The following is a 25,967-nucleotide window of genomic DNA, read 5'->3' as shown; positions in this document are numbered from 1 at the left end:
ACAAGATCACAACAGGCAAGACGGCATCATAGGCGCCCCCTATTCTAGAAAAGGAAGGTAATCTGAAGAAAGGCTTAAGAAATGCATGAGGGTCAGGGGTGAATTGGTTTAGTTTGAGTCTTTTTAGTGCCCTAATGGTCAGTTCACTCCGGCCAGCAGGGGCACAGGGTTCACTACAAGTGGTTTATCCGCCGCAAGAGCACACCACCCTTGCCCCCCAGATTTTCTTTATTGGCACAGCAGCGCCACAGGTCGTGGTGACGCTCAATGGTCAAGTGATTGGCGATCGCTCCCCAGCGGGACACTTTGCCCCCAGTATTCCGCTGCAACCCGGCTTAAATCGCATCATCCTCCAAGCTGGGGATCAGCGCCTTGAGTTTGCCATTACCCGCAGCGTGCCCCAAGCGCCAACCACCCTACAGCCCTTAGAGCCGACAGCCGATTTAGTGCGTTTGCCCAATGAAACTATTTGCTTTACTGCGGCTGCCCCTCGCGATCGCGCTGTTCGAGTGCAAGTGGGTCAGCGCATTTTGCCCCTCGAACCCCTACCGCCCCAAGGGCAACTGCCCCCTAACCTTGCTGCCCTGATTGGTCAAGGGGATGTGGTGACCCCTCGCCCCCCTCTTTACCGCAATTGCCTCCAGCTCACCCAAATGGGGGACTATGGCCCAATTCAGTGGCAATTGGCACCCCAGCGCCAACTGGGTGCCCGCATTCGTGTGGTGGAGCCGACGCAATTACCTGTTGTGGAAGTCACCCGCTCTCTTGGTGGGGTCGCACGCACTGGCCCTAGTACGGATTATTCACGGCTGACGCCCCTGCCAGTGGGAACACGAGCACGAGTGCGAGGACAAATGGGGGAGTGGCTGCATTTGGACTATGGGGGGTGGATTCACGCGAATGAAGTGCGCTTTCTCTCCAGTGCGCTGCCAACAATAGCCACCATCCGCAGTATTACCAGCCGCCAGCTTACCGGTTGGACAGAAATCAGTTTTCTTTTGGATGTGCCGGTGCCGATGTCCATTCAGCAGGGCGATCGCCAGTTCACACTAACACTCCACAACACGATTCCCCAAACCGACATTATTCACCTCGATGCCGATCCCATGATCCGACGCCTTGATTGGTACCCCCTTGATCCACAGCAGGTGCAGTACCGCTTCACACTCCATCATCGCCAACAGTGGGGCTATCGCATCGCCTATGAAGGGACTCGGCTCGTGCTGCAACTGCGTCATCCACCCCAACTTCAACGGGGGGCACAACCCCTGCGGGGAATTAAAATTCTCCTTGATCCCGGCCATGGCGGGCCTGAGGACTTGGGGGCACGCGGCCCAGATGGTACACCAGAGAAGGTGGTCACATTGGCCCTAGCGAAAAAACTGGCACCAGAGCTAGAGCGCCTTGGGGCAGCGGTCATCTTGACACGCACAGAGGATATTGATCTGGACTTGCCCGATCGCATTCTCGCCATTGAAGCAGCCCAACCCACCCTTGCCCTGAGCCTGCACTACAATGCTCTTCCTGATGCGGGTGATGCCCGCCATACCCAAGGAATTGGCGCCTTTTGGTATCACCCCCAAAGCCATGATCTGGCCCTTTTCCTGGAGGGGTATTTAAGTCAGCGACTGCGGCGACAGCAATACGGTGTGTTTTGGAATAATCTTGCCCTAACTCGTCCCACAATCGCTCCTGCGGTGTTGCTAGAACTGGGCTTCATGATTCACCCCGAGGAGTTTGAGTGGATTGTGAACCCCCAAGCCCAAGCTAAGCTGGCTCGCACCCTTGCCCAAGGCATTCTTCAATGGTTACAGCAATCCACACGAGATTAATCCTCTAGTAAATGGTGGAGGGCTGCTGCCATCTCGGCAGTGGAGGTGGTTGCCGTACCAAATCGGCGTACGACAATACTGGCGGCCAAATTCCCCAAAACTGCCGCTTCCCATAGGTTGGCTCCTGCCACAAGGGCAAGGGTTAAGGCAGCCACAACGGTATCGCCTGCCCCCGTCACATCAAAGACATCGGTGCGGTTAAAGGCAGGTAAATGGTAGGGGGCTGCTTCGCGGCTAAAGAGACTCATACCGGCATCACCCCGCGTAATCAGGATATACTTAGCCCCCGTCAAGTCCAGCAGATCCTCTCCCGCTTGCAGCACCTCTGCCTCAGTGCGAATGGGGTAGCCCACGGCTGCTTCAGCTTCGGGTAGGTTGGGGGTAAACAAAAAAGCACCCCGATAGCGCGCTAAATCTCGTTGGCTATCCACAATTGTGCGCTCATGTTCTAGGGCTGCTGCAATCACCGGGGGTGTAAAGACGCCATCGCCATAGTCGGAGCACACCACCGCGTCCACTGTGCCCACTTGCTGACGAATAAACGTAGCCAGTGCCTCTTGAAGAGCTGGGACAGGTAGATCATCGGACTTGCGATCCACGCGCACAATTTGCTGAGTTACCGATTGGCGAGCATGACCCGAAATGCGCGTTTTCGTCACGGTGGGGCGATCGCCATCCCTCAAGATGCCCTGCGTGTCAATGCCGGCTTCCCGAAAGATCCGGCAGAGCACCTCCCCTTGGGGATCTGTGCCTACCAACCCCACCGCCTGCACCTGGGCACCCAACTTGGCCAAATTGTAGATGGCATTGGCGCCCCCGCCGGGGACTTGGCGCGTAAACTCATGGCGCAAAATCAGAACCGGCGCTTCCCGTGAGAGGCGCTCCACCTGACCCGTGAGGAACTCATCCAGCGTTAAATCTCCTACCACCAGTACCCGTGCTGTGGCAAAAGACTCCAAAAGGTGGAGCAGTCGTTCTTGAGACGATCGCAATTGCTGGCGCAGGTCAGGTAGTAACATTTGGCTTTGCCTCACTTCCCGCTAATCCAGCATACTCCTGTGGGGAAACATTGATGCGGCAGCAAAGGGTCATAGAGGTGCTATAGTCCAGAGGGAATGAATAAATGTTAAGAATCGCCTCCTGCATAACCAAGGAGCTCGACTAGAAAATTAGGTGAGGTGTGGCGTGAAGAATTAACCATGACTGAGCAGCAGCCGATTCGCTTTGGAACCGATGGCATTCGCGGGCGCGCCGGGGATTTCTTAACCCCCAACTTGGCCTTGAGCTTGGGATACTGGGTGGGGGAAGTGCTGCGGCAAACCACAGATACTCCCAACCGTCCCTTTATTATTGGTCAAGACTCTCGCAATTCCAGTGATATGTTGGCCACCGCCTTGGCCGCAGGGTTAACCGCTGCCGGCTTTGAAGTGTGGCAGGTGGGTCTGTGTCCAACTCCCTGTATTGCCTACCTCACAGCCACCACAGAAGCCATTGGTGGTGCCATGATTTCCGCCAGTCACAATCCTCCCGCCGACAACGGCATTAAAATTTTTGGCAGTGACGGTACGAAACTCCACCCCGATCTGCAAAAACAAATTGAAGCGCACCTCAGTGCCGGACTATCTCTGCCCTGTACCCAACACTGGGGGCATGTGTATCATCGCCCAGAGCTGCTCCAGCGCTATCGCTATGCGGTGCAAGCCCCCCTTGAAGAGCGTCAACCGCTGCGGGGACTGCGGGTGGTGTTGGATTTGGCGTGGGGTTCTGCGGTTGCTGTGGCGCCGACGGTGTTCCATGCCCTAGGGGCTGAAGTGATTGCCCTTCACGATCGCGCCGATGGCGATTGCATCAATGTCAACTGCGGCTCCACCCATTTAGAGCCGTTGCAGCAGGCTGTGGCTGAAACTGGTGCCGCCATGGGATTTGCCTTTGATGGCGACGCCGATCGCGTGCTGGCAGTAGATAGTCAAGGGCGAGTGGTTGATGGGGATCACATTCTTTACTTCTGGGGACAACGCCTGCGATCGCAAGCGCAACTGCCCAAGGATTTGATTGTGGCCACCGTCATGTCTAATCTCGGCTTTGAGCGGGCTTGGCAGGCCTGCGGTGGACAATTGGTGCGGGCGGCTGTGGGCGATCAATACGTTCAGGCGGAAATGCTGCGCCATGGTGCCATGCTGGGGGGAGAACAGTCGGGACACATTCTCTGCCGTCACTATGGGATAGGGGGTGATGGCCTGCTAACGGCAGTGCACTTAGCAACCTTGGTTCAGGAGTCCCGTCTATCCCTCGCCCAACTGCGAGACCAAAGTTTTGCCGCCTATCCCCAAATTCTGCGCAATGTGCGTATTGAAGACCGGCAGCGGCGGCTGCATTGGCAAGAGTGTGAACCTCTGCAACGGATGATTGCCAAAGCCCAACAGGACATGGGCGATCGCGGGCGAGTCTTGGTACGTGCCTCCGGTACAGAACCCGTTATCCGTGTCATGGTGGAAGCAGAGCAGCAAAGTGTTGCTGATTATTGGACAGAGACCTTGGTGCAGACGGTAACTACCCATTTGGCCGCCTAGGAACAGGCGTCACTAGTGTGTATGATAGTTGCCTAGTCGCGCTCTAGTTCTTTACTTGTCTGTTTCTCGTTTCCAAGCTGCTTGTCAGCAGGGTGAGTTCCTGATTACCGCAGAGGTGTGTCCGCCCAAAGGGAGGGATGCCAGTACAATGTTGCGCCAAGCGGCTCATTTAAGGGGGCGAGTACATGCGGTCAATGTTACCGACGGCAGTCGCGCGGTTTTGCGGATGAGTTCTTGGGCAGCGGCCTACTTACTGCAACAGCAAGGATTTGAGCCTATTTGTCAAATGGCCTGTCGCGATCGCAACCGTATTGCTCTGCAAGCAGATCTCATGGGCATTGCCGCCCTTGGTTTACGCAATATTCTGGCACTGACAGGTGACCCCGTCAAAGTGGGCGATCATCCCCAAGCCAAAGCCGTTTTTGATTTCGAGTCTGTACGGCTCCTGCGGGTCATTGGCCAACTCAATCAAGGGGTGGATAGCGAAGATCGCCCTTTACCCGATGGCGCCACCCAATTTTTTGCCGGGGCAGCGGTTGATCCCCAGTCCGCCAGTTGGTCAGGATTGCAACAACGGTTTGAACGCAAGTTGGCTGCCGGTGCCCAGTTTTTTCAAACGCAGCTGATTACCGATTTCGAGCGGCTCGCCAAGTTTATGAATCAGATTGCCGCAGGCTGTGGTCGGCCAATTCTGGCCGGAATTTTTCTCCTCAAGTCGGCCAAGAATGCTATGTTTATCAATCGCGCGGTGCCGGGGGCTGCGATTCCCCAGCACATTATTGATCGCCTCGCCGCCGCTGCTGATCCCTTGGATGAAGGAATTACAATTGCCGCAGAGCAAGTCCAACAAGCACGGGAACTTTGTCAGGGGGTGCACTTAATGGCGGTGCGCCGCGAGGATTTGATTCCCGAAATTCTCAACCGAGCTGGGATTCTGCCCCTTAGCGCGTCACCTGCACTCCGCGCCAAAACGCCACATAGCCCTTGATATTGGCCGCCGCCGGCTGAGGATCGGGATAGTACCACGCCGCATCGCGATTCATCTCACCATTGACAACAATGTGGTAGTAGCTAGCTGTGCCTTTCCAACCGCAAACTGTATGGGTGTCACTCGGCTGAAAATACGCTTGATTGAGTGCTTCGGGCGGAAAATAAACATTGCCTTCAACCACTTCATAGCGATCGCTCTCGGCCAAGGTCGCGCCTTTCCAAACTGCTTTTGCCATTGCCTTTTCTCAATTGTTCCTCTTCCTAAGATAAAACAGGTGCCGTCAGCGGGCTAGGCACATTGGGGCGATCGCAAAGAATTTGACCATCACGAAACTGAATAATGCGGTGGGTGACAGCCGCCACATCGGGTTCATGGGTGACCATAATGACGGTCATGCCCGCCCTATTGAGTTGACCAAAGATGGCGAGAATTTCTGCCGTGGTGTGGCTATCAAGGGCACCCGTGGGTTCATCGGCAAGGAGGAGGAGGGGCTGGTTGACAATGGCCCGGGCGATCGCCACCCGTTGTTGCTGTCCGCCGGAGAGTTGGTTAGGACGATTCTCAAGGCGGTGACCCAAGCCCACCTGCTCCAAGGCGGCGATGGCGCGATCGCGCCGTTCCTTAGGGGGAACCTGTGCATAAACCATGGGGAGCATGACGTTTTCGAGAGCCGTCAATTGTCCCAGCAAGTAAAACTGCTGAAAGACAAAGCCAATTTTGGCATTGCGAATATGGGCCAGTTCATCATCACTGAGGTGTGCCACATCCTGACCATCGAGAAGGTAACGGCCGGCGGTCGGGCGATCCAAGCAGCCGATAATATTCATCATTGTGGACTTGCCTGACCCCGACGCGCCCATGATCGCACAATACTCCCCGCGATGAACCTGTAGATTGATATCCCTGAGGGCGTGCACTTGCGTTTCCCCTTGCCCGTAAACCTTAGAGATATTTTCAAGGCAAATCAGTGGCCGATCCAGCATTAAAATTAGTTAAGACAATCCTGCCCCTTATTCTAAAGCCTTTTTTAGGAGGCTTCTGTTACGTCATGGCCGTCTGAAGAAGTGAGCAATCCTAAGGATCTCTTTTAGCCTGCATCAGGTAGGGTAAAGAAAGTGGAAAATTGGGAGTAGGTCATTTGGCGGCCTTGTGCAATTTGTGGGGAGCGTCAACGATGGGGTACAGAAGATTACCACACCTGCAAAAAGGTGCCCTAGGGCTGGCGATCGCGAGCGGCTTAACCCTTGGAGCAGCCCTTTTCATGCCAACTCCTACCGCAGCTCAGGCGCCACCGGTCGGCTTAACTGCCTATAACTTCACAGCAGTTGATCCCCTCAAAGACTACCTTTTGGGTGCAGGCGATGTTCTCTTCATCGAAGTGGTAAATTTACCGTCAACCGTCACCAGCCAAAAGGAATTTACCGTCAATCTCGATGGCTCGATCGCCCTGCCTTTAGCAGGACGTGTAATTGTGGGCGGCCTCACCCTACCCCAAGCGGAGCAGGTGATTCTCAATGCCTATAGTAAAGTCATGCGCTTTCCAGCAGTGACGGTTACGTTGCAGACTCCGCGCCCCATGAAGATTCTATTGGCGGGTGAGGTTAGCCGTCCGGGAACCTACGTTGTTCCTTTTACGTCTGTATCGGCCTCTGCTCCTGGTATTGGCCTTTCCGGTGGCTTAACATGGCCTCGCCTTAGCCAAGTGCTCGCTCAAAGTGGTGGCATTACCCAGGAGGCAGACATTCGTAACATCGAGGTGCGTCGTCAACTGGCCAACGGTCAGACGGTGGTCACCAAAATTAACCTTTGGGAAATGATTCAATCGGGGGATGCCAACCAAGATATTACGCTGCGCAGCGAGGATGTCATCGTGGTGCCCAAGGCGAAGGAAGTGAATGCTGCTGAAGCCATACGAGTAGCTTCTACTACGTTTTCGCCAGAAAAAATTCGGATTCAGGTGCTCGGTGAGGTGCTTCGACCGGGGATTGTAGAAGTGCCACCCAATGCCACGCTCACCCAAGGAATTGGCGCCGCCGGCGGCTTCAATATTCAGCGTGCTAATAGGTCTCGGGTGACCCTTGTGCGGCTGAATCGGGATGGTACCGTCAGTCGGCGACGCATCCCCTTTAGCTTGGCGGCTCAACCCAATGCCAACGACAACCCTGTGTTGCAAGAGGGGGATGTGATTGTGGTGGAACGGTCTGGGGTAACCCAAGTGGGGGATGCGATTGGCAATGCGTTGCGTCCTCTCGGAGCCTTGGGAACGCTAGGACTTATTTTTAACCTTATCAACCAATTCGATTGAGAGACGGTGGACTGCTGATGTCGCTGCCACAAAACCTACCCAATTTACGAGTGGTTGAGCGCGAGGCGCGCCTTGGTGGCGATCGCCAGCGAAATTCGTCCCGGTTCAGCACTATAAAGAGTTCTAAAAAAGGTGGGCTGCAAGCCTTTGGCGATCGCTGTCGGCGGCGGTGGCGCCTTCTTTCAGGGACAGTCCTACTCTCATTCTTGGCCATGGGCGGGTATGTTCTTTGGCAGCCCGAAATGTACGAGGCCTATTTTCGCCTCTTGATGGAACCGGTCAGAGAGCCACCGCCTGCACCAACACTACCCCCCCGCGATGGCATTGCGGGAACCCTCCCCACCGACCTCCTCCCGTCACCCCCACCAACCCCAACCCCTCAAATAGATGTGGGGTCACAGATTCTGGTGCTGGAAAGTGACAAAGTCTTGGCACCCATTGCCCAGAAACTGCAACAGCAGTATCCCCATTTGACCACGCGGGTCTTGGCCGAGCATCTGGAAATTCGACCCGTCATCAGTTCAGCCCCAGCGCAACAGCCGACACAAACAAAAGTCCTAGAAGTGGCCTACCGCGATCGCCACCCGGAAATCGTGACCGCCGTCTTAAAAGCCGTGGCAGAGGCATTTGTTGACTATAGTCAGCGGGATCGCCAAGAACAACTCCATCGCACCCTACAGCAACTGGATAAAGATATCAATCAGCACCTTACGGAATTAGAGCAACTACAGCAGCAACTCCAAGCCCGTCAACCGCAAGGCACAAGCCTGCAACCCTCAGAGCAACTGCGCTTTTTGACCGAACAGTACCGCCAAATCCATAACCTGCGCCAAATGGCTCGCCTTAAGGCCGTAGAAGCCTACGGTCGTTTCCAAGGGTTTCAAGAACAACTGAAGATGACGCCTGCCGAAGCCTTAGCAGCAGCGAATTTGAGTACTTCCCCTGCTTATCAGCAGCAACTGGCACGCCTTCAAGAATTGGATCAAGAAATTGCCAAGAATCTGGCCATTTTCCGTGAAGGGACACCCATTATCCAAGCCCTAGAGGAACAGCGGCAAGTGTTGGTGGAGCAGTTGCAGGCGATCGCCCGCCAAGTGATTGGTGAGCAATATCAAGTGGACAACCCCACTGCCCTCGGCTTTCAGGGAACCGTCTCGCAAACACTGATTACCAACTACATTACGGCATGGATTGAGTACGAAAACCAGCGGCGCTATGATGCTCAGCTAGCTGCTCCGCAAGCGGCGGTTGCCCAACAACTCCAACAACTGAGTAGCCAACTGCCCGCGATTGATCGCCTTGAAAATCGGATTCGGGCGGCAAATCTCTCCCTCGAGATGCTCAACCAAGCCCGACAGGCGGTGCAACTGCAACTGGCGCAGAATAACTTTGCTTGGCAGGTGTTAACGGATTTAGAGCATCCTGCCGTCCAACCCACCTTCCCCCGCTTATTGCTGTTGGTACTAGGGGCGATCGCCAGCCTTCTATTAGGTGTGCTGGCCATTTATCTAGCCGATGCCGCGGCCAATACGTTTGTCAGTCCATTACAGGTGGAAGAGACCCTAGGGTTGCCTCTCCTTGGCAACATTCCCAAGACAAACCCGCAAACTAATCTCCGCTTAGAGCGAGTGGTGAAAGGCAATTCAGGACTGTGGCAAGTAACCCAAGTGCTACCTTCTGTAGGGGAAGGGGTCAAATTTCAGGAAGCCTTTCACCATGTGTTTGCCAACCTCCAAGCCGTGGGCTTAGGGCATTCGTTGGCTGTAATTTCAGCCCTACCCGCCGATGGGCGCACCACCATTGCCCTCCATCTTGCCCTAGCTGCCGCCGACACCGGCCAGCGGGTTCTCCTCATTGATGGGGATTTGCGGCGTCCCCAGATTCACCGCTATCTTGGCCTCAACAATGAACAGGGTTTAGCGGATTGGCTCATTCAGCGGCAGCGCTGGTATAGCGTTGCTCAGGCTCGACGAGGTTTGGCAATTTTAACCGCCGGGGAGTTGCGGCAACAGCCGATGCGGCTCCTCAGTCAAGACATGCTTAAGCAGTTCATGGGGTATCTCAAAAACTACTTTGATCTGGTGATTGTGGATACACCCCCTTTGGCCAACTTTGCCGATGCTAAGCTTTGGTCGGGACTGGTGGATCAGACCCTTGTGGTGGTGAATCTGAAGGCAGCCCAAGAGCCTGTGCGATTAGCCTTAGCAGATTACAGTTTAGGGAATGTCGGTGCTTTGGGCGTTGTGGTGAATCTCGCCTGATGAATTATTCCTCAAAAAACCAGAGTTCTTTGTTAATGCTGTCATCCAAGACTTGGGAGGGGCGCAGAACGAGCAGGAGTTGTCCCAGAATCGGAACTGTAGGCGGTTCAGGAAACCAAGCCAGTTGGACAGTGTTGCTAGAGGCAGATGGGATCAGGAGATAGCGATCGCGATCCCACTCTTGAAGCCCACGCTCTACAATCAGGAGAACCTGTTCAATAGGAAGCCCCTCAGGAGTGGGGGGTAATTCCGTGGGTAAGTCTGCCACCGGCCAAAGTACTGCGACAGGATCAACAGCATTCAGGAGAACCTGCCAACTGGGGAGAGCTACCACCGTCATAGGTTGAGAGACAGAGACGAATTGAAAGGCGCCTGTGGAGGTTAACTGGGGCACTTGATGAAACGCTACGGCAGTGAGGGGAGCTGTGCCGGCCACGGGAACTAGGTAGGGTAGATCTTCGGCGGAGTCCAAGCGGTAAAGGGGCAGGCGGGGTTGCCTAACAGCAGGGACAACGGTAAAGTCCGTCAGTAGTTTTTCGAGGGCTTGGCGACCTGTGGCGGATTCCACAAAGCGAAAGCCCTGAGCAATGAGGCGCGATCGCTGGGCGAGATCTCGTTGCTGCCGCGCCAGTTGCCAATAGTAGCGGCCAATGCGATCGCCCACACTCTCACCAAAGCCTTCATTGTCATCCTTTTGATAGCTCACCGCCTTGAGGGCACGACACACCTCATGAACCGCCGTGACATCCAGTTGCTTCTCAACAATCAGCTTGGCAACCGCAAGGCGATCGCCCGCCGACAACACCCGCAGTTCATAGAGCAGATCGCTGCCCTGGGTTTGAAAATAGGCACGTACTGATTCAGGGGCGTCCCGCAAACTCTGACTCACTTGCAAGGCAATAATCAGTTGATTTTGCTGAATCGGCTCGATGCCTGTGGCCTCAAAAATCCCTTGGGGGGATAGTCCTTGTTGTCGCAGTTGTTGGCATCCTGCCCCCCAGTCCTGCCAAGTTCCCTCCTTACGGCGTAGGCGTTGAATCACTTCCGTTGTCAGATCCTCCTGTTCTTGACTCATCAGACCACCTCCTAGGAGCAGGGAAACATAGAATTAATTGACTGTCTAGCGATCGCGCACCGTTGTCCCTTGGCGGTGAATTGCGAGTATCTCCACCCGTGCCTGCACACCAAATGTTGCCCAAGTGTCCTTAAGGGCAGTGGCAATGGCTGAGGCGGTAACGGGATCCCCAAGAGCCAAGAGGGTGGGTCCCGCTCCACTAATGACCAGACCATAGGCACCCGCCTCAAGAGCCGCCTGGTGGAGAGCGGCATAGCCTTTGATCAGACCTTGGCGGTAGGGTTGATGCAGGCGATCACCCAAGGCCAGTTGCAGCCACTCCCGTTGACCCGTTTCCAAACCCCGCAGCAGAGCACCAAGGTGACTGATATTAAAAACCGCATCCGCATAAGTACAGTGGGGTGGCAGCACTTGCCGCGCCGTTGCCGTGGCTAGCTCAAAGTCTGGAATCGCCACAATGGGCACCACATCCTGATCCCAAGGAATCTCTAGCCAATGCCATCCCCCTGCACTCTCTTGGACGGCAAGGCGACAGCCCCCAAGCAAAGCAGGCACCACATTATCGGGGTGGCCTTCCATTTCAATCGCTAATTCCAACACCTCGTGAGGACTGAGGGGAAAGCCCGCCAGCCGATTTGCTCCCACCAAGCCACCAATAATTGCTGTAGCTGAACTGCCCAAGCCTCGCGCGAGAGGAACCCCCAGATCAATTTCTAGATACACGGGTGGCGCTTCACGCCCGAGATATTGATAGAGACGATTGTAGGCGCGATAGGCCAAATTGTCGGAACGACTGCTAACAGTGGCTGCTTCTCTACCCCGCACACTGACATGGGGGCGATCGCTCAGGGAAAAAGTGAACGTATTGGTGAGGGTCAGAGCAGCCCCTAAGCAATCAAACCCTGGCCCCAAGTTCGCTGTTGTCGCCGGCACCGTAACCACTGTCATCATGGGTTATGCTTCCTCCCCAGTACCAAAGGCGCGATCGCCGGCATCTCCCAAGCCGGGCACAATAAAGCCCTGCTCATTCAATTTTTCATCAATGGTGGCGGCATAAACTTGGACAGCGGGAAAATGGGCACCGAGTTTCTGCAACGCTGGGGGAGCTGTGACCACGGAAATAATGCGCACCAAGGCTGGATCAATCCCCCGCTGCACCAATTCTTGCATTGCTGTCATGATAGAACCTCCCGTTGCCAACATCGGCTCACTAATGAGGACACGGGTATGCGGGTCAAACTGGGGGGGCAACTTATTGAGATAGCAACTGGGTTCAAGGGTGGCCTCATCCCGTACAATCCCAAGATGGTATGTTTTTGCTGTGGGTAAGACCCCTTGGGCACCGTCGAGCAAGGCCAAACCCGCCCGTAGAATCGGTACCACCACGACGGGTACTTGGGGATTCACCACCAACGCCCTACAGGAGGCAAGGGGGGTTTCAACCGCTGTTTCCACTGTTGGCAACCATTCCCGTGCCGCCTCATAGGCTAGCCACCGCCCTAACTCCATCATCGCTACCCGGAATAAAGGGGTGGGCGTGTTGCGATCGCGAGCAACCGTTAACCAGTGCTGAATCAGGGGATGGGGGGGGACATAAATGCGCAATTGGGGGGTCACAGTATCGCTCCAATACCTACCCGGCGGGCTTTCCTATTCTCCACCGAAACCGTCCCCTTTAGACACGGCCAAATCGCCGCTGTCGCTGTTGATAATCCCGTAGCGCCTCATGGAAAGCAGCGCGGTCAAAATCTGGCCAGAGGGTCTTGGTGACGTAAATTTCTGAATAGGCCACCTGCCATAGCAAAAAGTTACTGACGCGCATCTCGCCACTGGTGCGAATCAGCAAATCGGGATCCGGAAGGCCACCGGTGTACAAATGCCGCTCAAAGAGCACTTCATCAATATCCGCAGGGTCAAGGAGTCCAGCTTTTACTTGAGCTGCAATCGAACGGCAAGCGTGGATAATTTCCCGCCGTCCACCATAGTTTGTCGCCACCACAAATTTAATTGTTTGATTATTGGCTGTGGCTCTCATTGCCCGCTCAATTTCTGCTTGCAGGGATTTCGGCAAACACGCCAAGTCACCTACGAAGTGAATTTGTACCCCCTCAGCCACCATTTCCTCCAGTTCTCGCCGCAACACCCGCTCAAAGAGGGTCATCAGAAAATCTACCTCTGGCAGGGGGCGCCCCCAATTTTCCGTGGAGAAGGCATAGGCTGTCAGGGCTTCGATGCCCCAATCTTTGCAACAGCGCAACAAATCCTTGAGGGTGTCCACCCCCCGTTGGTGCCCCACCGTACGCGGTAAATTGCGTTGCTTTGCCCAGCGGCCATTCCCATCCATAATCACCGCCACATGGCGAGGTAGGCGATCGCGATCCAAATCATCGGGTAACTCAATGAGTGAATGGGGCTGTTGCGTCATGGACACATCCTACTGGCGGAAATTAGCGCAGTGGCCATACAGTCTTCCAGAACTTTAAGTGGTGCCGACGTGGACAGGGTTGGGAGGTTCCTGTCCCCGGGTTCTGCACATATTGGCGTAACAATTCCCCTAGTTTACTGCTTGTGAGGGGGCGTTGAAGCTCCCCCTTAAAGGCAAGGGAAATTGACCCCGTTTCCTCAGAGACCACCACACAGACACAGTGGCTAATCCGTTCAGTAATCCCTAGGGCAGCGCGATGGCGAGTGCCCAACTGCCAAGGCCCCGTGCGATCCGAGAGGGGCAAGATCAACTTTGCGGCAATCACTTCAGCCCCCCGCACCCAAATCGCCCCATCGTGCAGGGGAGAACTCACCTGAAAAATGGAGGTAATCAATTCTGGCGAAAGGCGGGCATTGAGTGGGATGCCTGCATGGGTAAAATCTTGAGGGCTGAGCTTTGCATGGGTTTCCAGCAGAATGAGTGCCCCCGTGCGATCCTGAGATAACCCCTTCACTGCTGTCACAATTAGATCAACAGCATCATTGGTCAGACTCGACTCGGCCACGGGCTGCATAAAGCCCAAAAACTGCCCCCGTCCCAACTGCTCCAGAAAAATGCGAATTTCCGATTGCAGAATCACAGCTAAGGCCACGGCAGAGCCAATGACTAAGTTGTGAAGAACAAAGCTCAAAAACTGTAGCTCAATGGCACGACTGAGGGAGGTCGCCAAAAGCAGGAAGATAAAGCCCCGTATCATCCAGAGGGTTCGCCGCTCAGCCACAACCCGCAAAATAGCGTAGGTTAGGGTCAAGACCAAAACCACATCCACAACAGTTCGCACCTTGGCCAATGTCTCCGAGGACAGCAGCAGCCATGGTAAATTACCCAAGAGGCTTATCATCCCATCTGTTGTGTCACCTCCTAGGGGGCGGGGGCGCTCAATCGCAGTGGTAACACATCATGGGCTACCAAATCAGCGTAGGTTTCCCGTTGCAATATTAGGTTGGCTTCACCCTCCCAAACCACCACCGCTGCCGGGCGGGGCACGCGATTGTAGTTGGAGGCCATGCTGTAGTTGTAGGCACCTGTGCTGGCCACCACCAAAATATCGTTGGCTTGCAGGGGGGGCAGGGTGACTTGGGGCAGCAGAATATCTCCCGATTCGCAGTGCTTGCCGGCCACCCGTACGGTTTCGGTGGCGGCCGTGGTCAGGCGATTGGCACACAGGGCGGTATATTGCGCCTGATAGGTAATGGGTCGCGGATTATCGGACATGCCGCCGTCCACGGCAATGTAAGTGCGCAGTTCAGGAATCACCTTACGGCTACCCACGGTGTAGGCAGTTACTGCCGCCGGCCCCACAATGGAACGACCCGGCTCGCAAAGCAGCTTTGGCAAGGGAAGATGGCGTTCCTGACAGGCTTGGCTCAGTTGCTGGCTAATAGCCTTTGTCCAGTGGGCGATCGCCGGCGGATGATCCGATTCTACGTAGCGAATACCGAGTCCACCTCCCACATTCAGTTCCCGCATGGGTAGCATCGCCTCACGGGCTTGAGCCAGCCAATCCACGAGGACATCACAGAGGTCTAAATGGGGTTGCTCCTCAAAAATCTGTGAGCCAATGTGGGCATGCAGTCCGACCCAGTCCAGTTCTGGATGCGCCTTGGCAAACTGAAGCAACGCTGGCAACTGTTGCGGGTCAAAGCCAAATTTGCTATCGAGATGCCCGGTGCGGATATATTCGTGGGTGTGGCATTCAATCCCCGGTGTCAGGCGCAACATTACTCGCGGTGGCGTCGCAAGATCATGCTCCTCAACATAGGCAGCAAGGCGTTCTAGTTCTAGCCAGTTATCAGCGACAATCGTGCAATTAACCTCAAGGGCATAGAGGAGTTCTTGGGGAGACTTGTTATTGCCGTGGAAGTAGATGTGGCTGGCAGGGACGCCAGCACTCAAAGCAGTATAGAGTTCGCCGCCGGAGGCCACATCAATGCCTAGGCCTTCGCTGTGGGCAAGGGCGCAGGTGGCCAAGCAGTTCCAAGCCTTAGAGGCGTAGAGCACTAAAAATTCACCGCTATAGGTTTGCTGGAGGGTGTCTTGATATTGACGGCAAGCGGTGCGAAAGGTAAATTCATCAAGGATATAGAGGGGAGAGCCAAACTGTGCCACTAACTCCACCACATCACATCCGCCAATGGTGAGATGGCCACGGTCATTGGTTTCAGCCGTTAAAGGCAGGATTTGTTGATTCACAGCAAGAGGGACAGGGGTGGAGATCATGGGTCAATATCACCAGCAATCAGAGAATAATAAAAAAGAATAATAAGGACAAATCACTATTCTCAATTCTAGGGGGATTTGGCCGATCGCTCCTGTGGATCAGTGGATCGAAGACGCCCTTACCTACTTTTCAGTGCTCCAGTTGAGCAAAAAGGGGGGCAGCCCTTCCTTGCCATTGAGCACAATCACTTGGGGCACTTGGGCACCGCCTTCTCGCCATGCTTCGATTGCTTCCTTTTGCAGGACTAACTGTCCCCCCGGTGCGTTGAGAGTTTCGGCCAGCAGACGTTGGGCTTCCGCTTTCCCCCGGGCACGGTTAATTTCCGCTTGCGCCTGTTGAGCTGCCTCTTGGGCAATATAGACCGCCCGTTGTGCCCGCTGCTCGGCAATTTGCTTATCCTCGACCGCCTTGGAAAATTCCTCCGAAAAGTCAAGGTTAACAACACTGGTATCTAGGACAAGAATGTGGTACTTCGCCAAGCGATCGCCAAGGGCGTGATCAAAATCCTCTTTGAGTTCATCCCGCTTGGTAATCGCCTCCTCTGCGGTACGACGGGCAGCAGCAATTTTGAAGGCCTCTTGGGTCTGAGGAGCAATAATTTTAGCCACAATATTTTCTAGGGTTCCTTGGGTGCGACGCACATCCACGATGGCCATGGGGTCTAGGCGAAAGTTAATGGCAAAACTGGCCTTAATGTCCTGCAAGTCTTTGGTGGCACTTTCCGCCGGCACTTCAAACTTCTGTACGGTTACGTCATAGACATCCACGCTGGCAATAAATGGGGGCTTCCAGTGAATCCCCTCGAGGAGGGGGGTATCCTGAGCTTTGCCCAAAATACTCAGCACCCCTGCTTGGCCGGGATTAATAATCACCACGGCATTCAAAAGGATGATCAGTAGGACAATGGCGACGGCTAGTACCCAAGCGACCAACTGCGAACCGGGTTGTTGACGCATGCCCAAAGAATTTCATCTCCCTCAACGGCTGATTTGATTATAGAGGGTGTCCTCCCCCGATCCCGACGGCAATTCCTTGCTAGAGTACAGATAGTCTGTCATTTGCTGAGCGTCCTATGCGGTTGCCCATTACTGCTGCCCAAGCGGCCTACTATGGCGATGCTTACTATCGCACCCCACCCCCTGATCTCCCTTCACTACTGTTGAAGGAACGGATCGTCTATCTAGGTATGCCTCTGGTGCCAGCGGTCACGGAGCTGATCATTGCGGAACTGCTCTATCTGCAATACGACGATCCCGAAAAACCGATCCGCATTTACATTAACTCGACGGGTACCTCCCGCTACGATGGCGAACCCATTGGCTTTGAAACGGAGGCCTTTGCCATCTGCGACACCATGCGCTACATCAAGCCTCCGGTTCACACGATCTGCATTGGTCAAGCCATGGGGATGGCAGCTATGTTGCTCTCCGCCGGCACAAAGGGGTGTCGCGCCAGCTTACCCCATGCGACGATTGTCCTCCACCAAACCAAAAGCTATGCCCAAGGGCAGGCCACCGATATTCAAATTCGCGCCCGCGAAGTCTTGGCAAACAAAGCCATGATGGTGGAGATTTTGGCGCAAAACACGGGGCAACCCCCTGAGCGTATCACCCGCGATATGGATCGATTGCTCTATATGACGCCACAAATGGCCAAGGAATACGGCATCATTGACCGCATTCTCGCACCCGAGGCTGTGAAGAAGAAACTGCCCGCAACCTTGACCTAGTGCAAGACAGCTGCCCAGTCGCGACCAATGCGAATTGTGATATCCGATGACAGCACACCGGTGGAGTTGGCCGACACTCGTCCCATGCCAAGAACAGAGCGGATCATTTGCGCCGCCCCTAGATCTCCCTGTTGAGCCACGATTTCCGTTTCAGCGGCTTGCTGATACCACTCTTCGCCAATGATCACGTTGGTATAGCCGTGGTGGGCGAGAAAATCGGCCATGTCTTGGGCAGCATCGCGACTTCCGGAGGCATTTTGCAGGGCAATGCGCAGCGTCTCTGTTTCCCTCCATGGATGGTTGACGAGTTTCGAGGGGCGATCGCTAAAATGTTCTGCCACCACCTGCTTAATCCGTTCCTCATCAGGCAGCCAGTAGCTGACCTCATAGCCATCGCCACCAAAACGCCCCGGCAGCAGGATCAAGCGGAGATTGTCCGGTTCAATGCGCAGACTAAACTGGGCGATCGCCATCAGTTCGGCAAAGGTTAAATCCGTATCCACATATTTTTGGAGGACGCTGTAGATTTTCGGCAACTGGGTCAACATGACGGGATTGGTCAGTTTCTTTTGCAAAGCCTTGATCAACATCTGCTGCCGTTGGGCACGGCCAATATCCCCCAATTCATCGTAACGAAAGCGAACAAACCCCTCCGCTTGCTCTCCATTCAGAGTTTGCAGCCCCGGTTGAAGATCAATGTAGAGTTTTTGGGTGTGATCGGTATAAACCATTCGCTTCGGCACATTCACCTCGACGCCGCCCACCAGATCTACCAGTTCCCGAAATGCCCCCGTATCAATGCGAATGTAGCGATCAACGGGGGTATAGTTGAGGGTTTCACTGACCACCCGCACCGTTAGATTGACTGCCCCATAAACATTGGCTGCATTAATTTTGTCAATGCCATATCCGGGAATTTCCACGCGGGTATCACGGGGAATACTCAAGACCGTAATCGTACCATTTTCAGGGTTAAACCGCGCCAGCAGCATTGTATCCGTGCGACCACGGAACCGTTCTGGAGAGCCTTCAGGGGCATCCAAGACTTTATCCACCCCCAGCACGAGGAGATTCACTGGCCGACTCATGCCATACTGGAACCCCCGTGTCATCATTTCTAGCCAAGAGAGACCGCCCTGTCCCCGATGACTCGTCCCTTGAAATGGCGATATTAAAACAAAGGTCATGCCCACAAAGGCCGAGACCAAAGACACAGTGCCAAAAGCAGCAATCCAACCAAGGGTATGCCAAGGAGAGGGGCGCGATCGCTGGATAGTCCTTTTGGGGGTTAGTTTTGGATTACCCTGACGACCCACAGTAGAACTCACCGGTTTACGCTGTTTGACGCCTCGTGCCACAATTCACTCCCACACCAAAAACAAGTCATGGGTTCGCCGGGTGGATGTTCCCCCTGTGTTTAGTGTAGGGGATTCTCTCCTCATCCCGCACTTATACCATTGATCTGCACTTGGTCTGCACTTAAGTAGGGCTATTTCTATTCTATTTTTTAGTTTTCGTTTACTGCCGCAGATTTATGCGCTGCGCATCAGAACTCGTTTGCCTCGCAACTCAATACAGTCGCTCAAGAACATAATCCGTTAACCGGCTAAGGGCTTGGCGCGCTTCTGAAGGGGGAAGCACTTCAAGGGCCGGTAGAGCCGCCTGGGCATATTCCTTAGCTAAGTTACGGGCATCTTCAATGGCACCGCTTTGGCGCACCAAGTTGAGGGCCGTTTCCAGATCCCCTTCTTCACTTAACTCCCGTTCAATGAGGGTCTGGAGGTAGGGAACCTTCGGCAAGGCAAAGAGCACAGGGGCAGTCAGGTTGCCATCGCGTAGATCTGAGCCGGCGGGTTTGCCCAGTTCTGCGGTGGAGCGGGTAAAGTCCAAGATGTCATCCACGATTTGAAAGGCCAACCCCAAATTTTTGCCGTAGGTGTACATGGCTTCGATGGTTTCTGGGGGTGCTTCGCTGAGAACGGCGGCGGCCTTGGCACTGTTGGCAATCAGGGAGGCGGTCTTGTAGTAGGTTTTCAGCAGATAGTCGTCTAGGGTAATGCTGGTGTCAAAACGGTTAAAGCCTTGGCGAATTTCCCCTTCAGCAAAGTCTTTGATCACTTGGGAGAGGAGCTTCACCACTTGCAGGTTATCCAAATCGGCTAAGTACCAAGAGGCTTGGGCAAAGAGAAAGTCTCCTGCTTGAATGGCCACCCGATTGCCAAAGACACTGTTGACGGTGGGCACCCCCCGCCGCAGTTGCGCTTGATCCACCACATCATCATGAAAGAGACTAGCGGTATGAATCATTTCCGTAATTTCTGCCAAGCGGCAGTGCCGGGGGGTAATTCCCTGATCGGGAAGCGTAGCTCGCGACACCAAAAAGACAATGGCGGGTCGGATACGCTTGCCACTGGCGGCAAAAAGATGTTCGGCGGCAGCAGAGAGTACGGCGTGTTGTGCTCCAATCAGTGCCTTCAGGTTCTCTGTCAGTACACAGAGATCTGCTTCGACAGGTGAAAAAAGAGAGGTTACCGAAGTCATGGAGGGGCTGGCCGCAGAAGTTACGAAATTTTACAGAATCCTAGTTGTATTCTAAGCGAACCCACCAATCTTGGGTAAGGGTACCGAGGAATTTTCAGCAAGGCTCAAAATTGAGGGCTGCCCCGGTCGTGGGGTCAAAAAGATAAAGATGACTGACCTGCAAGTAGAGAGGGTCACCCATTTGAGGGACTTGATGACTAGAAGCTAGCCACAGCAGTTCTTGGGTACTATTCATGAGGCGACAGCGAACAATGGCTTCGCGGCCAAGGGGTTCAACGAGAGTGGCGATCGCCCCCAACCCGGTCTCAGCGATCTGCAAATGCTCTGGACGAATTCCCACGGTGAGGGTCTGTTCACCTTTCAGCGGCCAGTGGGGAGTATCAGGACAGAACAAAGGTTGCTGCCCTATCCAAAAGCGGCTGCCATCCCAGCGAGCGGGCAGGAGATTCATCGGTGGGGTGCCGAGAAACCGAGCCACCATCGTATTTGCGGGTCTTTCGTAGAGGTCGGCAGGGGTGCCGATTTGCTGGATTTGACCGCGATCCAGTACCACAATGCGATCGCCGAGGGTCATGGCCTCTACTTGATCGTGGGTGACATAGAGGGTGGTAATCCCCAGCTGTTGATGCAGTTGCTTCAATTCCGCACGGGTTTGCTCCCGCAGTTGGGCATCAAGGTTAGAGAGGGGTTCATCCAGCAGAAAGATCCGGGGCGATCGCGCCAAGGCTCTTCCCAAGGCCACCCGCTGCTGCTGACCGCCAGACAGTTGACGTGGTTTGCGCTGAAGCAAAGACTCAATCCCTAGGAGCTTCGCCACCTGAAGAATCCGTTGCTGCCGTGTGGCCGGATCAACACCGCGCATCTTTAGGCCAAAGCCCAAGTTTTCGGCCACGGTCATGTGCGGATAAAGCGCATAGTTCTGAAAGACCATGGCCACGTCGCGATCGCGCCCACTGAGGCCGTTGACACAGGTATCGCCAATGTAGATTTCCCCCTCGGTAGGCTGCTCTAGGCCGGCAATGAGCCGCAAGAGGGTGGATTTACCACACCCCGACGGTCCGACAATCACCCAAAGCTCCCCGGCCGGTACGGTGAAGGAGAGCGGGCCAATCCCCACCCCCGGCGCAAAGCGCCGCGTGACTCCCGCTAGGCGCAGTGGTGCCGTCACAGCCTATCGCAACCCCAGCCACGTAAAGAAATCTTGGCCGGTGATCCACTCCAGCACTAGCAGCGCAGCAAACCCAATCATGGCAAAGCGGCCGTTGATCAGCTCTGCGTAGCGCGACCAACCGAATTGGGGGGTTAAATCCTCGGGCGTCGGTTCACTCATGGCGTTAGGAATGGAAAACAACTTCTTTAGCTTGGCATAAGGCCTTCATCATTGTCTCCGCGTATCTCCTATTTTAGAGAAGGGCTGTTTGTGCGGTAGGGGGGTGATCCCTGCCTTAATTTGCGCTTGACCTGCCGACTTTTCAAACCGCAGCGAAAACTTGCTGCGCCGCAACAACCGCCAGCCCAAAGGCTCACAACTCCCCTGATGTCTCGAAAGCGATTGCCCACCCCCGTAGGCCAAATGGCCGCCCCCCTTACGAGCTTCAAGAGCACTTGACAATAGCACAGGGGACGGCCTTGATTGCCGGTTGCTGGCCAATGTAGTTTCTAGGTTATAGCAAGCACAAGGGTGATGAAAGTAGCGAAATCCTTACTTTATTTTCTAATCACCGGCCTACTTGAGCTGGGGGGAGCCTATCTTATCTGGCTCTGGCTACGGGAGCACAAAAGTATTTGGCATGCCATCGCAGGGGCAGTCGTACTTTTTATCTATGGGATGGTGCCAACCCTTCAACCTGCCCATTTCGGTCGTGTTCAGGCAGCCTATAGTGGCATCTTCCTACTGGTGGCGCTGTTCTGGGGCTGGGGAATTGATAAAGTGCGCCCCAATAAGTTTGATCTGCTCGGTGCCGGGGTTGCCCTCCTCGGAACGCTCATTATCATGTACGCGCCAAGAAGCCATTGAGCGGGGGCGATCGCCGGCGATAAAACACCGGTTGCCGCCCTTGACAATCCCCCTGCTTATTTCCTAGACTAAGTTACTACTGCGGGTATAGCTCAGTGGTAGAGCGCAACCTTGCCAAGGTTGATGTCGCGCGTTCGAATCGCGTTACCCGCTTTAGTCAATTGCCTGTTAGATTAGGTATTTCCCCTAGGAGAAAGGACAAACCCTTGCCCTAGGGTTCTCCATGCCTATTTCCCAAGAAGTGGTCAAGGGGAAGGATCAAAATCATTGTGAAAGTAGCGGTAAATTTTTTCCGCTAGGCGGGGGCCAACCCCATGCACCTGCGCCAACTGTTCGGGGGTGGCCATGCGGATGGAGTCAATGGAGCGGAAGGTGGCAAGCAGTTCCTTTTGGCGCCGATAGCCCAAGCCCGGAATTTGGTCGAGGTGCGATCGCCGTTGACGTTGGGCGCGTTTTTGGCGGTGGAAGTTGAGGGCAAAGCGGTGAGCCTCATCGCGAACCCGCCGCAGCAATTGTACCCCCGGTTGCTCCGGATCGGTTGGGAGGGGCTGGGATTGATGGGGGAGGAAAATCTCTTCCCGCTGTTTGGCCAAGCTGAGAAGGGTAAGATCGCCCAAGAGAGGCTCCAAAACCTGAACTACGGCGGAGAGTTGTCCCTTGCCGCCATCAATGAGGATCACATCGGGCCAGTCATCGGTTTCTAGGGGGTTACTTTTTCCCTCTAGGTAGGGGGCAAAGCGGCGGTGGAGAATCTCGGCAAGGCTGGCAAAGTCATCGGAGTGGCCGAGTTTCACCGCGGGGTGGCGGATGTTGTAGTGGCGATAGTGCTGCTTGGCGGGCAAACCATCAATAAAGACAACCCGTGCGGCCACCGCATCAGACCCCTGAAGGTGGGAAATGTCGTAGCCCTCAATGCGATGGGGAAGGGTGTCAAGGCCAAGGAGTTGGGCTAAATCTTCAAGGGCAGCTTGGGTGCGATCGCCGGCCTGTTGAATGCGGGCCAGTTCCAGTTCGGCATTGCGCTGCACCATGGCAATCAGTTCGGCTTTGGCCTGCCGTTGGGGAACGGTGAAGGTAACGGCGCGGCCTTTCTTTTCACTTAAGTAGGTGCGCAGCAGGTCTGCCTCAGGCAGAGGATATTGCAGCAAAATTTCACCGGGAATTTCTACATCCTCCACTTGGGCATAGTGTTCTTCGAGCACCCGCTGCAAAATGGTGGCGGGGCTGCCGCTCTGGGCATCGGCAACGAAAGCTAAACGCCCCACCAGGCGACCGCCGCGAATTTGAAAGAGTTGAACGGCCGCATAGCGATCGCCCACAGCTAGGGCAATGGCATCCCGCGACACCGTATCATCGGGGAGGGACACTTTTTGATCAACGCCCAACTGCTCCAAGGCGCGAATTTGATCCCGCAGGCGTGCCGCCAACTCAAAATTAAGCTCCGCTGCCGCTTGTGCCATCTGGGTCTGCAACTGCGCCACCAGTTCCCCCGTGCGCCCCTGAAAGATCATTGCTACCTTCTGCAACGTTTGCCGATACTCCTCGGGTGAAATCAGGCCTTGGCAGACCCCCGGACAGCGCCCAATGTCGTAGTTGAGGCAGGGGCGATCCTTAAAGAGGGGGCGGGGACGTTGCCGCAGCGGAAACAGCCGCTTCACAAGGGCAAGGGTCTGGCGCAGGCGAAAGCTGTCCACATAGGGGCCATAGTAGCGATCCTTAGGAGAATCCCTACCGGTCTCGCCGACATTGCCAAACTGGCGTTTGCGGGTAATGAAAATGCGGGGATAGGGTTCTGACCAAGTAATACAGACGTAGGGATACTTCTTGTCATCCTTGAGGAGAACATTGAAGGGGGGCTGGTGCTGCTTGATTAAATTGGCTTCGAGGGCAAGGGCTTCGGCTTCCGTATCGGTGACGATGAATTCAATGTCCGCCACCTGATAGACCATTAATTCAAGGCGCGGCCCCAGTTGGGCCGGCTCACGAAAGTAGGAGCGCACCCGCGATCGCAGGCGTTTGGACTTGCCGATGTAGAGAATCTGATCCGTCTTGTCCTTGAAGAAATAGACACCGGGGCACAGGGGAAGTTGTCGCAGCATCTGCTCTAGGCGATCGCGATTCTGCAGCAAGGGCTGAAGCACTCCGCCACCTCCCCTAAAGCTGTGCTGCGGTGGCTCCCAACCAGGCTGTTAAATGGGCGCGCTGCGCCGGCGTGGCATCCGCACGGCACTGCACCTGATAGTGGGGTTGTGGTTCTCCTAAAACCAAGGTGCCGGTGTGCAACTGCTGATCGTGGAACCAGGTCAGCTGGATTGTCTCCCCCGCTTGGCACTCCCGCAGGCGCTCTGACCAGTCCTCTGCCCTGATGCGCCAACCGTTGAGGGCAATGATTTCATCCCCGGCCGCCAAGCCTGCCTGTTCAGCAGGGGAGTTGCGCAGAACCGCTTTGACCTGGAGAGAACCATGCTCCTGCTTGAACTGAAGCCCCGTGTAGGGGAGGGCGTCTTGGGGAACCAGCTCCAGACCGACTTTGGCCAGCCACTCCTGAAGGGGGAGTTCCACCGTGCCGTCAATGAACTGCTCGCGCCAGGTTGCCAAGTTTTCATCGGCAACGGTTTCAATTGTCTGCCACAGCTCATCGGGGGTGTAGCCCTGACCTGTCTCACCATAGTGCTGCCACAACCGCCGCAAAACATCGAGGAGCGATCGCCCGTGATTGAAGTTAAGGCGAATCCGCAAATCCAGCAGCAGGGCGACCAACTCCCCTTTGAGGTAGTAGGACATCTGCGAATTAATGCTGTTTTCATCGGGGCGATAGAGCTTAATCCAAGCATCAAAGCTGGCGGCACTCAGGGATTGAACAAACCGACCCGGCGTTTGCCAATAGCGATTGAGGCTCTCACCGAGGAGCTTCAGGTAAACCTTGGCATCAAATAGCCCTGCCCAGAGGGGAATGAGCTGATCGAAGTAACTGGTCACCCCTTCGGCAAACCAGAGACTTGTGGTGTAATTCTCACCGTCGTAGTCAAAAACCTCAAAGGCTTGGGGGCGAATCCGCTTCCCATTCCAGAGGTGGAAAAACTCATGGGCCACCAAACAGAGAAAGCGGCGATACTGCTCCGCTTGCTGAAAGCCAAAGCGGTCAAAAATCAAGGAGCAGCCGTTTAGGTGCTCAAGACCGCCATAGCCCCTGTGGGTGAGGTGCAAGATAAAGACATAGCGCTCGTAGGGCAGACCGCCAAAAAGAGCGGCTTGGGTTTCAACAATTCGTTGAATATCGGCGATCGCCCGCGGGGGATCGAAATTTCCCTTTCCCCACACCGCCAATTCATGGGGTTTGCCCGCCACCTCAAAGGTGTAAACAGGGTGCGTGCCCACCTCAAAGGGGCTATCCACCAACAGATCGTAATTTGCCACCCAAAAGGTGCAGCCATCCTCGCCCAAGGGTTGGAGGGGAGTGGTCACCCGCCAATTGGGAGGGGCTTCAACGGTCACCGTGAGGGGCTGATCGCGATATTCCGGCACATAAAGACACACCGCCGCGGGATTAAAATAGGCGTGGCTGCTGTCAAAATGGTTGGTGCGCACCGAGAGTTCATGGGCATAGACGGCATAGCGCACCTGCAGTGCCAGCGCCGGCGTACAGGCCACCTGCCAGCGGTTTTTGGCACACTTCCACCACTCAAGGGGAGTACCGTCGGCAGCCGTTGCCGTAAAGTTCTCTAGATGCCGTGCATATTCGCGCACAAGGTAGGAGCCGGGCGTCCACACCGGCAAGTGCAGATCAAGAACATCGGTTTGGGGTGCCGTTAGCCGCAGCGTCACCCACAAAAGATGGCTATGCCCCTGCCGGCAGTTAATCCAATAGGCCATGGCAGGGGGCTGCAAAGAAGACTCAGAAGGTGAGGGATGAATAACTGTATGCGTCATATCCCTCAGT

23 protein-coding genes and 1 tRNA gene are annotated in these 25,967 nt (G+C 55.1%); 8 read left to right on the top strand and 16 right to left on the bottom strand.

What is annotated here, in order from left to right:
- Window positions 1-134 precede the first annotated feature (134 nt).
- Complete coding sequence (locus ACK4IR_RS04655) at window positions 135-1,832, top strand: N-acetylmuramoyl-L-alanine amidase (RefSeq protein ID WP_409872930.1); 1,698 nt, start codon at window positions 135-137, stop codon at window positions 1,830-1,832.
- Here the strand turns inward: ACK4IR_RS04655 and rfaE1 are convergent.
- Window positions 1,829-2,851, bottom strand: a complete 1,023-nt coding sequence (rfaE1, locus tag ACK4IR_RS04650) for a D-glycero-beta-D-manno-heptose-7-phosphate kinase (protein ID WP_409872928.1) — start codon at window positions 2,849-2,851, stop codon at window positions 1,829-1,831. The two genes, ACK4IR_RS04655 and rfaE1, sit on opposite strands and share 4 nt — an antisense overlap.
- A 180-nt stretch (window positions 2,852-3,031) precedes the next feature.
- Between rfaE1 and glmM the strand changes: the two genes are divergently transcribed.
- Complete coding sequence (gene glmM / locus ACK4IR_RS04645) at window positions 3,032-4,402, top strand: phosphoglucosamine mutase (RefSeq protein WP_409872927.1); 1,371 nt, start codon at window positions 3,032-3,034, stop codon at window positions 4,400-4,402.
- Window positions 4,403-4,457: 55 nt separating this feature from the next.
- A complete protein-coding gene (locus tag ACK4IR_RS04640; protein WP_409872925.1) occupies window positions 4,458-5,390 on the top strand; it encodes a methylenetetrahydrofolate reductase in 933 nt (310 codons plus the stop codon).
- Here ACK4IR_RS04640 and ACK4IR_RS04635 read toward each other — a convergent pair.
- Both ACK4IR_RS04635 and ACK4IR_RS04630 read right to left on the bottom strand, forming a co-directional pair.
- A complete protein-coding gene (locus ACK4IR_RS04635) occupies window positions 5,344-5,628 on the bottom strand; it encodes a DUF427 domain-containing protein (RefSeq protein ID WP_409872923.1) in 285 nt (94 codons plus the stop codon). The two genes, ACK4IR_RS04640 and ACK4IR_RS04635, sit on opposite strands and share 47 nt — an antisense overlap.
- A 25-nt stretch (window positions 5,629-5,653) precedes the next feature.
- Window positions 5,654-6,376 carry an ABC transporter ATP-binding protein gene (locus ACK4IR_RS04630; protein WP_409872922.1) on the bottom strand — a complete coding sequence of 241 codons (723 nt, stop codon included), beginning with the start codon at window positions 6,374-6,376 and terminating at the stop codon, window positions 5,654-5,656.
- 191 nt (window positions 6,377-6,567) lie between these two features.
- On the opposite strand from ACK4IR_RS04630, the gene ACK4IR_RS04625 reads away from it, so the two are divergent.
- Window positions 6,568-7,698, top strand: a complete 1,131-nt coding sequence (locus ACK4IR_RS04625; protein ID WP_409872920.1) for an SLBB domain-containing protein — start codon at window positions 6,568-6,570, stop codon at window positions 7,696-7,698.
- Window positions 7,699-7,715: 17 nt separating this feature from the next.
- On the top strand, window positions 7,716-9,959 hold the full coding sequence (locus tag ACK4IR_RS04620; RefSeq protein WP_409872919.1) for a GumC family protein: 2,244 nt from the start codon (window positions 7,716-7,718) through the stop codon (window positions 9,957-9,959).
- Window positions 9,960-9,963: 4 nt separating this feature from the next.
- Here ACK4IR_RS04620 and ACK4IR_RS04615 read toward each other — a convergent pair whose 3' ends face one another.
- From ACK4IR_RS04615 to ACK4IR_RS04585, 7 genes are all read right to left on the bottom strand, one after another.
- Window positions 9,964-11,034 carry a RuBisCO accumulation factor 1 gene (locus ACK4IR_RS04615; RefSeq protein ID WP_409872918.1) on the bottom strand — a complete coding sequence of 357 codons (1,071 nt, stop codon included), beginning with the start codon at window positions 11,032-11,034 and terminating at the stop codon, window positions 9,964-9,966.
- Between the two features lie 45 nt (window positions 11,035-11,079).
- Entirely contained in the window at window positions 11,080-11,985 is a 906-nt protein-coding gene (gene thrB / locus ACK4IR_RS04610) for a homoserine kinase (protein WP_409872916.1), read from the bottom strand.
- Between the two features lie 3 nt (window positions 11,986-11,988).
- Window positions 11,989-12,651 carry a uracil phosphoribosyltransferase gene (gene upp / locus ACK4IR_RS04605; RefSeq protein WP_409872914.1) on the bottom strand — a complete coding sequence of 221 codons (663 nt, stop codon included), beginning with the start codon at window positions 12,649-12,651 and terminating at the stop codon, window positions 11,989-11,991.
- Between the two features lie 58 nt (window positions 12,652-12,709).
- Window positions 12,710-13,459 (bottom strand): polyprenyl diphosphate synthase, encoded by a 750-nt coding sequence (gene uppS, locus ACK4IR_RS04600; RefSeq protein WP_409872912.1) that lies wholly within the window; start codon window positions 13,457-13,459, stop codon window positions 12,710-12,712.
- A 22-nt stretch (window positions 13,460-13,481) separates the two neighbouring features.
- Window positions 13,482-14,360 carry a diadenylate cyclase CdaA gene (cdaA, locus tag ACK4IR_RS04595; RefSeq protein ID WP_409872910.1) on the bottom strand — a complete coding sequence of 293 codons (879 nt, stop codon included), beginning with the start codon at window positions 14,358-14,360 and terminating at the stop codon, window positions 13,482-13,484.
- Window positions 14,361-14,380: 20 nt separating this feature from the next.
- Window positions 14,381-15,739, bottom strand: a complete 1,359-nt coding sequence (lysA, locus tag ACK4IR_RS04590; protein WP_409872908.1) for a diaminopimelate decarboxylase — start codon at window positions 15,737-15,739, stop codon at window positions 14,381-14,383.
- A 123-nt stretch (window positions 15,740-15,862) separates the two neighbouring features.
- Window positions 15,863-16,696, bottom strand: coding sequence for a prohibitin family protein (locus ACK4IR_RS04585; protein WP_409872907.1), 834 nt, complete (start codon window positions 16,694-16,696; stop codon window positions 15,863-15,865).
- Window positions 16,697-16,812: 116 nt separating this feature from the next.
- Between ACK4IR_RS04585 and ACK4IR_RS04580 the strand changes: the two genes are divergently transcribed.
- Window positions 16,813-17,469: an ATP-dependent Clp protease proteolytic subunit gene (locus tag ACK4IR_RS04580; protein ID WP_409872905.1), complete on the top strand. Its 657-nt coding sequence runs from the start codon at window positions 16,813-16,815 to the stop codon at window positions 17,467-17,469.
- On the opposite strand, the gene ACK4IR_RS04575 is transcribed toward ACK4IR_RS04580, so the two are convergent.
- The 4 genes from ACK4IR_RS04575 to ACK4IR_RS04560 form a co-directional block, all read right to left on the bottom strand.
- Window positions 17,466-18,827, bottom strand: coding sequence for an LCP family protein (locus ACK4IR_RS04575; protein ID WP_409872904.1), 1,362 nt, complete (start codon window positions 18,825-18,827; stop codon window positions 17,466-17,468). The two genes, ACK4IR_RS04580 and ACK4IR_RS04575, sit on opposite strands and share 4 nt — an antisense overlap.
- 211 nt (window positions 18,828-19,038) lie before the next feature.
- Entirely contained in the window at window positions 19,039-20,010 is a 972-nt protein-coding gene (gene sds, locus ACK4IR_RS04570; protein ID WP_409872902.1) for a solanesyl diphosphate synthase, read from the bottom strand.
- 94 nt (window positions 20,011-20,104) lie between these two features.
- Window positions 20,105-21,178: an ABC transporter ATP-binding protein gene (locus ACK4IR_RS04565; protein ID WP_409872901.1), complete on the bottom strand. Its 1,074-nt coding sequence runs from the start codon at window positions 21,176-21,178 to the stop codon at window positions 20,105-20,107.
- 3 nt (window positions 21,179-21,181) lie between these two features.
- Window positions 21,182-21,340, bottom strand: coding sequence for a chlorophyll a/b-binding protein (locus ACK4IR_RS04560; protein WP_409873004.1), 159 nt, complete (start codon window positions 21,338-21,340; stop codon window positions 21,182-21,184).
- Window positions 21,341-21,694: 354 nt separating this feature from the next.
- On the opposite strand from ACK4IR_RS04560, the gene ACK4IR_RS04555 reads away from it, so the two are divergent.
- Window positions 21,695-22,027, top strand: coding sequence for a YnfA family protein (locus ACK4IR_RS04555; RefSeq protein ID WP_409873002.1), 333 nt, complete (start codon window positions 21,695-21,697; stop codon window positions 22,025-22,027).
- Window positions 22,028-22,108: 81 nt separating this feature from the next.
- Window positions 22,109-22,180: transfer RNA gene (locus tag ACK4IR_RS04550), tRNA-Gly, on the top strand.
- Window positions 22,181-22,272: 92 nt separating this feature from the next.
- Here the strand turns inward: ACK4IR_RS04550 and uvrC are convergent.
- Both uvrC and ACK4IR_RS04540 read right to left on the bottom strand, forming a co-directional pair.
- Window positions 22,273-24,126, bottom strand: coding sequence for an excinuclease ABC subunit UvrC (uvrC, locus tag ACK4IR_RS04545; protein ID WP_409873000.1), 1,854 nt, complete (start codon window positions 24,124-24,126; stop codon window positions 22,273-22,275).
- Between the two features lie 55 nt (window positions 24,127-24,181).
- Window positions 24,182-25,957, bottom strand: a complete 1,776-nt coding sequence (locus ACK4IR_RS04540; protein WP_409872899.1) for a M61 family metallopeptidase — start codon at window positions 25,955-25,957, stop codon at window positions 24,182-24,184.
- Window positions 25,958-25,967: the final 10 nt, after the last annotated feature.

The organism is Thermosynechococcus sp. (assembly GCF_046299635.1).
Lineage (GTDB): Bacteria > Cyanobacteriota > Cyanobacteriia > Thermosynechococcales > Thermosynechococcaceae > Thermosynechococcus.
This window is presented reverse-complemented; position numbering and strand designations above follow the sequence as displayed.